Source organism: Streptomyces sp. CA189 (assembly GCF_056428985.1).
On the sequence record NZ_JBWJVM010000164.1, the window covers coordinates 1 to 2,534 of the forward strand.

At 59.3% G+C, this 2,534-nt stretch carries 1 protein-coding gene; it reads right to left on the reverse strand.

Annotated elements, in window-relative coordinates; translation table 11 throughout:
• Positions 1 to 107 precede the first annotated feature (107 nt).
• Complete coding sequence (gene ltrA, locus AC061S_RS44250; RefSeq protein WP_478691545.1) at positions 108 to 1,880, reverse strand: group II intron reverse transcriptase/maturase; 1,773 nt, start codon at positions 1,878 to 1,880, stop codon at positions 108 to 110.
• Positions 1,881 to 2,534: the final 654 nt, after the last annotated feature.

The window sequence follows — 2,534 nt, forward strand, 5'->3', positions numbered from 1 at the left end:
CAGTCGGGTAGCTGGAGTGCGTTGCCGCACTCCAGCCCCCTCAGAACCGGACTTGCGAGTCGTCCTCGCATCCGGCTCAAGCGGGCCCCTGGAGTCGCTCGGGATAGTCATGCTTGCTTGGCCCTTCTGTGGTCGCCAGCGTGCTGCTGGCGGTGACATTCGGCGTGTACGAGGCGTAGGTTCGTTCGCTCGTCAGAACCGCCGTCCCGCCGGTAGATGAAGTGGTGCTTATGTAGCGGTTTCATCGACGCCGCAAACCAGGCGGCCCATTCTCCAGGGCTGTCGGGTTCGTATTCAGCGCCAGAGATCAGAGGCTGTTTACACAGCGGACAGATCCCCTTCTGGCGGGCAGCCAGCGTGATCGACATTTTGTCGAATGTTGCCGGAATAATCTTACGGCGGCGACTTGCCCAGTACGTTTCCAGGCCCGGATCATCCGGGGAACTAGCCCCTTTTACGATGACGTGCCGTTCGATACTGGTCCAGACAAACTTGTAGATGTAGATACCAGTTTCCCGATCTCCGAACACCCATCGGTCTTGCCTGGAGCGGTTGAACCGGTCGAAATACTTGGCGATATACCAGGTTCTCGACTTCTTCGGATGAGAGTGCTTGGCCCACTTCTGAGTGAGCTTCCACATATGCAGGTCCAAGGCGCTGAAGATCTCCTTGGACACCACCGTCCGATAATACGTAGCCCACCCTTTTATGATCGGGTTCAGCTTCTTTACCACTGCACGAGAGTTCGCCCCTCGCAGAGCGAGCATCTCAGCTCGAAGCCGCTCCCTGATCCTCTTGACGGCTTGCTTGCTCGGCTTGATCAGAAGCTTCCCGCTGTAGCGGCGGATATTGAATCCAAGGAAGTCGAATCCTTCTTCGAGATGGACGATGGACGTCTTTTCCTCATTGAAGGAAAGTCCCCTCGGGTTCATCCATAGCGACAGCCTCCCCTTGACCGCATTTGCTTCCTCAGCGCTGTGACAGAACACAGCGAAGTCGTCAGCGTAGCGAACTAGGATGGGTGCTCCAGGGCGGGACCTATTACCCTTACCCTCATTGGCACACCCGGCGGCATCTTCCATTCCGTGCAAGGCTATATTCAGTAGCAGTGGACTGATTACCCCACCTTGAGGAGTGCCCTCGTAGGTGGGCGTAAACCGGCCGTTATCCATCACCCCCGCCTTCATCCACCCTCGCACAGCTTCCCTGCCGGGAAATGTTCCGAGGCTATTCAGGAGATGGGTGTGTGAAATTCGGTCGAACGCCGCTGTCAGGTCCGCATCGAGCACCCACAAGCGCCTGGCCCGCTTCTGGCCTGTGACGTTGAAGATCTGCCCGATTGCGTCATGACAGCCCCGACCCGGACGGAAGCCGTAGCTCCGTTGATCGAACCGGGCTTCCCACTCGGGCTCCAGGGCATTCTTGACACGGGCTTGACTGATCCGATCTCGAATAACTGGAATTCCTAGCGGGCGCTGCTTTCCATTCGCCTTGGGTATGTACACGCGCCGGACTGGGAGAGCGCGCCCGGGATTCTCCTCCGCAGCAACCTGCGCAGCTACCATTCCCCGATCGCGCGGGGTAAGGGCAGTTTCCCGGTCGATTCCAGCCGTCCGGCGGCCTTGGCTCTGCTGCGTAACCCTCTTGACGCTCACGAGCGTGTTCGAGTGTGATCGGAGCATGAGCTTTTGCAGATTGCGGACCCGTTTCAGGTCCCCATCCTTCGCGGCTGCGAAGATCCTCTGCCTTAGTCGCCTTACCGTCGCCTCAGTCGTGGCCCAGTCGATACTGTGCCACTCTTGCGCGTAGTCCCTCAGTCCGTTCGCCGGAACGGGCGACATGAGCGCGAAGGTTTCCGTCGTCACACCGTCCTCCTGCATCCAACTTGTCCTTGGGTTAGGGCTTCCTTGCCGTTCGTCTGCGCGGGCCTACCTGATCCACGTGGGCTCCCTTTCGGGCCGGGCAACAGTCCCGTATCCGGCGGGTTATAGGAGAGATCGAGGATTCCTCTCTGTTTTCCCCTGGGCTTTCGCCCTGCCGGCGTTCGCTTCTTGGATCATCCTTTCCTGCTGAGGGATTGGGCCATTGTTACCTCCGGCTTACCGGTTTGCTTCCGGACCTCAACAGGGTTTCCACGTTCCGCTCCATCAAGATGCGACTGGGTTGGGCTCCCTCTTAATCCCGGGGCCTGTGGTGTCCGCTCCCCTCCCCACCAACCGAGGGGGCCACATCGCGCTCCTCCGCGCTAGGCCCTAAAACCGCCAAAACATGCCATCTGTGCGGCCTAGGAGTGACGAGACGTCATCAAGGGTTCATTTTCATTAGCCCGGCCAGTCATTCCCCTTCGCCTGTTGCTCTCTGATGGCACAGATCGCTTCTTGGGCTTGACCCGCTCGGCTTCACACCCCGCCGTTGCCAGCGACGCATGCGAGCGTGGGGACAGACCTTGGACACTGGTCTGGGACGGCCTACGTATTCAGTTCCTTCCTCGTGCAGGTCGTCCGCTTGGGTGGAGCGACTTCGTGTCGCACTGG